This is a genomic window from Mesorhizobium sp. M1A.F.Ca.IN.020.04.1.1, from assembly GCF_003997315.1.
Lineage (GTDB): Bacteria > Pseudomonadota > Alphaproteobacteria > Rhizobiales > Rhizobiaceae > Mesorhizobium.
Genome location: NZ_RZSN01000245.1, coordinates 1 through 6,320 on the forward strand (window position 1 = coordinate 1; position 6,320 = coordinate 6,320).

Genomic DNA, 6,320 nt, shown 5'->3' on the forward strand with positions numbered 1-6,320 from the left:
CGCCAAGCCCTCCCCGACCGACGACCCCTCAGGCCCCGCCTATACCGGGCGGGTCATGAAGATTTTCGAGAAGCGCAGCGAAGCCGTGCTCGGCGTCTTCCGCGTGCTGAAGGACGGCACCTTTCGCATCGAGCCGGTGGAACGCCGCCAGCCCGAGCTGATCGTCGACAAGGAATTCCAGAACGGCGCCAAAAATGGCGATCTGGTCGAGGTCGAGCCGGCGCGCGCTTCGCGCTACGGCCTGCCGCGGGCCAAGGTGCTGGCGGTGCTGGGCTCGCTGACTAGCGAGAAGGCGGTCTCGATGATCGCCATCCACGCCCACGACATACCCCACGTCTTTCCGGCCCATGTGATCGCCGAAGCCGACGCCGTGAAGCCGGTTTCGCTTGCCGGGCGCGAGGACTGGCGCGATCTGCCGCTGGTTACCATCGATCCGGCCGACGCCAAGGACCATGACGACGCGGTGTTCGCCACGCCCGATACGGATAAGAAGAATCCCGGCGGCGTCATCGTCACCGTGGCAATCGCCGATGTCGCGGCCTATGTCCGCTACGGCACGCCGCTCGACCGCGAGGCGCTGAAGCGTGGCAATTCGGTCTATTTCCCGGACCGCGTCGTGCCGATGCTGCCCGAGCGCATCTCCAACGACCTCTGCTCGCTGCGCGAAGCGGAGGACCGCCCGGCGATCGCCGTGCGCATGACCTTTTCGGCGGAAGGCCGCAAGCTCAGGCACTCGTTCCACCGCATCATGATGAAATCGGCGGCCAAGCTCGCCTACCCGCAGGCGCAGGCGGGGATCGATGGCGTGCCCGACGACAAGACGGGGCCGATCCTCGAAGGCGTTCTGAAGCCCCTCTGGGATGCCTATGCCGTGCTCAAGCGCGGCCGCGACAGCCGCCAGCCGCTCGAACTGGAGCTGCCGGAACGCAAGATCCTGCTCAAGCCCGACGGCACCGTCGACCGGGTCGTCGTGCCGGAGCGCCTCGACGCCCACAAGCTGATCGAGGAGTTCATGATCCAGGCCAATGTCGCGGCCGCGGAGACGCTTGAAGGCAAGAAAGAGCCGCTCGTCTACCGCATCCACGACGCGCCGTCGCTGGCGAAACAGGAATCGCTGCGCGAGTTCCTGCACACGCTTGGCCTGTCGCTGGCGCGCGGCGCGCAGATGCGGCCCGGGCAGTTCAACGGCATTCTGGAGCGGGTGCGCGGCGCCGACAACGAGGCGCTGGTCAATGAAGTGGTGCTGCGCTCACAGAGCCAGGCCGAATACTCGCCGAAGAACATCGGCCATTTCGGTCTCAACCTGAGACGCTACGCGCATTTCACCTCGCCGATCCGGCGCTATGCGGATCTCATCGTGCATCGCGGACTGATTGCCGCGCTCGGCCTCGGTCCCGGCGGCCTGACGCAGCAGGAAGCGGATCGCCTGGAAGAGGTCGGCGCGCTGATCTCGGCCACCGAACGCCGCGCCATGGCGGCCGAACGCGACACGGTCGACCGGCTGATCGCGGCCTATCTCGCCGAGCGCATCAACGACACCTTCGACGCTCGCATCTCCGGCGTCGCCAAGGCGGGACTCTTTGTCCAATTGCCGCAGTATGGCGCCGATGGTTTCATCCCGGTGTCAAGTTTGGACGGCGATTACTATATCTACGATGAAACCGCTCGATCGCTGTTCGGAGAGCGCACCGGCAAGGGCTACCAGCTAGCCGACCGCGTCGAGGTGCGGCTGCTCGAGGTTGCGCCGATGGCGGGCGCGATGCGTTTCGAAATGCTGAGCGACCCGAAGCCGCTGCCAGGCTCGCGACGGTCGTTCCACAAGACCAAGGGCCGCGCCCGCGCGTCGCAGTCGCGCATGGGTCCCCGCGGCAGGAGAAGATGATGTCGAAGGGCATGGAAGAACAGGTTTTCGGCGGCGAGCACCATTCGGGCCGCGTCGCGCGTCCGCTGTGGACGGCAATCAAGCGCGGCATGCTTGGCCGGTGCCCGCATTGCGGCGAAGGCAAGCTGTTCGGCGCCTTCACAAAGCCCGTCGACAAATGCGGCGTCTGCGGCGAGGAGCTTCATCACCATCGCGCCGACGACCTTCCCGCCTATCTGGTGATCGCCATCGTCGGCCACATTGTGGTTGGCGCCTTCATGACCGTGGAGGCCGCCACCACGCTTTCGACCTGGCAGCACGCGCTGATCTGGGTGCCGCTGACCATTATTCTGGCCATCGCGCTGTTGCAGCCGGTCAAAGGCGCCGTCATCGGCCTGCAATGGGCGCTCTATATGCACGGCTTCGGCGGCGAGAAGGACGAGTTCGAGCCGCATCTCTAAGCCTGGAGCGGTTCTGTCCTTGATACAAACAACGACCATCTCCGAGCAGTGGAATTCCAGATCGAGAACCGCTGCGCGTTTTTTCCTGGAATTGCTCCGGCAGCGACGTTTGGTCCGGGCTGGTGCAAAGGCCCGAACACGTAAGCCACTTTCGCGTTCGAGAAGTTTCCGCTAGGTCGAGCGCATGGAAGGAATGACCAAGGCGGATGTCGACAAGCTCGATAAAGGCTTGGCCGTGCACGGCGGTCGGGCGCTTCGCCCGCGCGATGCCGCAACCTTGATCCTGCTCGACAGGAGAACCAGCGACGTTCTGGTGCTGATGGGCCGGCGCCATGCCGGCCACGCCTTCATGCCGGGAAAATTCGTCTTCCCCGGCGGCCGCACCGATCCCGCCGACAGCCGCGTTCCGGTGGCTGCCCCGCTGCATCCTGAGGAAGAGGCGAGGCTTGTGAGCGGCCCCGGCCGCGCGAGTGCCGCACGGGCGCGCGCCATCGCCATGTCGGCAATTCGTGAGACTTACGAGGAAGCCGGCCTGCTGATCGGTCGTAAAGGCCCGTTCGCGACCGCCAAGCGCGATTGGCAGGGTTTCGTCGAACACAGCGTCGCACCGTCGCTGGACGCCCTGCGCTTCATTGCCCGCGCCATAACGCCGCCCAACCGCGTGCGCCGCTTCGATACCCGCTTCTTCAGCGCCTGGCGTGAGGATGTCGCCGTCGAATTGCCCGACGGTGGTCCAACCAACGAGTTGGAGGAGCTCGTCTGGCTGCCGCTTGGCGACGCCCGCAAGGCCGACACACCCGACATCACCCGCATGATCCTGGAAGAACTGGAAAGGCGGCTCGCCCACGATCCGTTGCTGCGTCCGGGCGGCGCAGTGCCGTTCTTCCGCCTCATCCGAAACCGCTTCGTTCGCGAAGTCCTTTAGAAGCAGAGCATCCCCATCGATGACGGTCGATACCCAGCAACAGGGCGACGAACGCGTACACTGGCTGCCGATGACTGCGGCGATCTCCTCGATCAGCGTGGTCGGCATTGCCATCGGCCTCGGCATGCCGCTGCTCAGCGTCATCCTCGAATCGCGCGGCCACTCGGCCTCGATGATCGGCCTCAACACGGCGGTCGCCGGGCTCGCCTCGATCGCCGGCGCGCCGCTCGCCACGCCGCTGGCCATGCGCCTCGGCGTCGCCCAGACCATGCTTTTGATGATCGCCGTTGGCGCGCTCGCTTTTGTCGGCTTTCATTTCGCGCCGGCCTTCTGGATGTGGTTTCCGCTCCGCGTCGCGCTGCACATTTCGCTGACAGTGCTCTTCATTCTGTCGGAATTCTGGATCAGCACCTCGGCGCCCCCGCATCGTCGCGGCCTTGTGCTTGGCATCTACGCCACGGTGCTTTCTCTGGGCTTCGCCGCCGGGCCGTGGCTGTTCGCCCATGTCGGCTCCGGTGGATTCCTGCCGTTCGGCGTCACCATTGCGCTGGTGACGCTTGCTGCCATCCCGGTGCTGGCGGCTCGTAACGAGAGCCCGGCGATCGTCGCCGACGGCGAAACCAGCCATTTCCTGCGCTATATCTGGATGGTGCCCACAGCAACCTTCGCCGTGCTGGTGTTCGGCGCCGTCGAGACCGGCGGCTTTTCACTGTTCCCGGTCTATGGCAGCCGCATCGGCTACTCCGAGGCCGACGCTGCGCTGTTGCTGACCATGATCGGGCTCGGCAACGTGCTGCTGCAGATACCGATTGGCATGATCAGCGACCGAGTCTCGGACCGCCGCTACCTGCTTCTGGCCTGCGCCACGGTCGGCCTCATCGGAACCGTGTTCATGCCTTTCTTCGCCAAGGACTGGCACCTGATGGCGGCGCTTCTGTTCGTCTGGGGCGGTGTGGTCGCGGCCATGTACACGATCGGCCTTGCGCATCTGGGTTCTCAGCTTTCCGGCCATGAGCTCGCCTCTGCCAACGCCGCCTTCGTGCTCTGCTATGGGGTCGGCATGGTGATCGGCCCGCAGGCGATCGGCATCGGCATGGACGCCTTCGGCCCTTCGGGCTTCGGCTGGTCGCTGGCGCTTTTCTTTGCCGCGTACATGCTCCTGGTTCTCGTCAGGTTGGTGCGAAAGATCCTCTAGTGAAAATGTCGCCCAGCACCGGGGCATGCTGACATCACCGTGTCAGCAGGCCCCCTGCTATACCCTCGCTCCGATCCAGGAAGAGCGAGGATATAGCGATGATCGACAGCGGCTTTGAAACGAAGTCCCTCAGGATGGAACTGCTTCTGCTCGTCACCTTCCAGGCACCGGCGGCCGATGTCGAGCGCATCATGGAGGCGGTGGTGGCGATCACGCCCCTGCGCATGGGCAAGTATGACGGCAATGCCTACCAGTCGGCGCAAGGAATAGAGCCGCTACCGGACGCTCGAAGGCGCTGCCGCGGGCGCCGAGATCGAGTTGCGCAGGCGGCCGGGCACGGTCGAGGTGTCGTTCGAACTGCCCGACGATCAGGCGCTCGCCGCCCGTGTCGCCGAAGCGATATTCCAGGCCCATTCCTACCAGGAGCCTGTGATCCGCATTCAGCCGCTGCTGACCAGCCGTTCCAAGGGACTCGACGACCATACCAATCCGAACCGCTGGTGGAACACCACCGGCGACTGGAAGAAGGCCGATCTGCAGGTCAGGGAGAACGCCTGACGCGGCGAGTTCCGCCGCGTCAAAACGGGGCAAGAAGGCGCTTGGACTTGACTTTCCGGGCGCGTTCTTTATGTGTCGCGCCAAGTTTCCCGCGTCCGGGTGTTTTCCCCGTGCTCCAGCGGCCAAAACTCCACGAACATTAACGGACGAACATCATGGCCAAAGCCGCAAACATCAAGATCAAACTTCTGTCGACCGCCGACACCGGTTTCTTCTACGTGACCAGCAAGAACAGCCGCACCAAGACGGACAAGCTGTCGTTCCGTAAGTACGACCCGATTGCCAAGAAGCACGTCGAGTTCAAGGAAACCAAGATCAAGTAATCCGGTTTATCCTGAAATGCCGAACGCCGCCCCTTGGGGCGGCGTTTTTGTTTTCAGCGGGCGGACGCTCGAGCAAGAAAGCCCGCGGCTGCCTGACGCTGAATCATGCATGAGAAAAAGGGGGCCGGTCGGCGGTTGGCAGCGGTACGAGGAGGCCACTATGTGCCAGCGCCGGCCGGCCGACCCCACGGACCCAGGAGATGCGGCGGACCTGAGCATCATGGGGTATTTTTTGGATCGAGCCGGGCAGTCTACCCTCGTGCCGGCTTCGTCTTCGTCTATGCCAAGCAGATTTGCGCAAGAACGTATGAAAATCAACCATTTCTTAACCACGGCTCCCGAATCGCTTGGATTAAGGTAAATTCCTAACCCTATCGGGTTGACGCGGAATTGGGGCTTCCGTGCGTAACCGCTTCACGGCGCAACGATTTCAGGCAACGCGCTTAAGTCTTCTGGTCTTGTCCATGTCGATGCGGCAAAACTGCTGCGCACCATTGGGTGGCATGGATTAGGCGGCCTTGGCGACAACCCGGTTGCGGCCGCCGCTCTTGGCCTCGTAGAGCGCAAGGTCGGCTCGCTTCATCAACCCCGCGACCGTATCGGCTCCCCTCAGCACCGATGACACGCCGACGCTGACCGTCACCTCGATCGTCTTGCCACTGCTTCCGATTGCGAAGGGCGCCTGCGCGATCTCGGCGCGGATACGCTCGGCCACCTTCTCGGCGATGGGCCCGTCGGTATCCGGCATGACCACGACGAACTCCTCGCCGCCGAAGCGGCAGGCGAGATCGATGCCGCGCACGTTCTTGCGCAGCCGCCTGGCGAATTCACGCAGAACGTCGTCGCCGCCGTCATGGCCATGGGCGTCATTGATGGATTTGAAACGGTCGAGGTCGGTGATCATCACCGAGAGCGGCCGCCGCCGCGCCACGGCGCGGTCGAACAGCGTCTCAAGATGGCTATCCAGGTAGCGGCGGTTGTGCAGGCCGGTCAGCGC

Annotated in this window: 6 protein-coding genes and 1 pseudogene; 6 read left to right on the forward strand and 1 reads right to left on the reverse strand. The window is 64.1% G+C overall.

Annotated features, from left to right (window positions below):
• The 6 genes and pseudogenes from rnr to rpmG all read left to right on the forward strand — a co-directional run.
• Positions 1–1,882 (forward strand): ribonuclease R (gene rnr / locus EOA49_RS29310; protein WP_127243504.1); only part of this gene is annotated, 1,882 nt, incomplete at its 5' end.
• Positions 1,882–2,322 carry a DUF983 domain-containing protein gene (locus EOA49_RS29315; protein ID WP_127241497.1) on the forward strand — a complete coding sequence of 147 codons (441 nt, stop codon included), beginning with the start codon at positions 1,882–1,884 and terminating at the stop codon, positions 2,320–2,322. The genes rnr and EOA49_RS29315, both read left to right, overlap by 1 nt.
• 184 nt (positions 2,323–2,506) lie before the next feature.
• Positions 2,507–3,247 (forward strand): NUDIX domain-containing protein, encoded by a 741-nt coding sequence (locus EOA49_RS29320; protein WP_095802207.1) that lies wholly within the window; start codon positions 2,507–2,509, stop codon positions 3,245–3,247.
• A gap of 19 nt (positions 3,248–3,266) precedes the next feature.
• The gene (locus EOA49_RS29325; protein WP_067328142.1) at positions 3,267–4,442 is read left to right on the forward strand and encodes an MFS transporter; all 1,176 of its coding nucleotides are present in this window, start codon (positions 3,267–3,269) and stop codon (positions 4,440–4,442) included.
• 98 nt (positions 4,443–4,540) lie between these two features.
• Positions 4,541–5,000, forward strand: a pseudogene (locus tag EOA49_RS29330) (hypothetical protein).
• 155 nt (positions 5,001–5,155) lie between these two features.
• Positions 5,156–5,323 carry a 50S ribosomal protein L33 gene (gene rpmG, locus EOA49_RS29335; protein WP_040995604.1) on the forward strand — a complete coding sequence of 56 codons (168 nt, stop codon included), beginning with the start codon at positions 5,156–5,158 and terminating at the stop codon, positions 5,321–5,323.
• A 508-nt stretch (positions 5,324–5,831) separates the two neighbouring features.
• Here the strand turns inward: rpmG and EOA49_RS29345 are convergent.
• On the reverse strand, positions 5,832–6,320 hold a 489-nt coding region (locus EOA49_RS29345), incomplete at its 5' end, for a diguanylate cyclase (protein ID WP_127243505.1).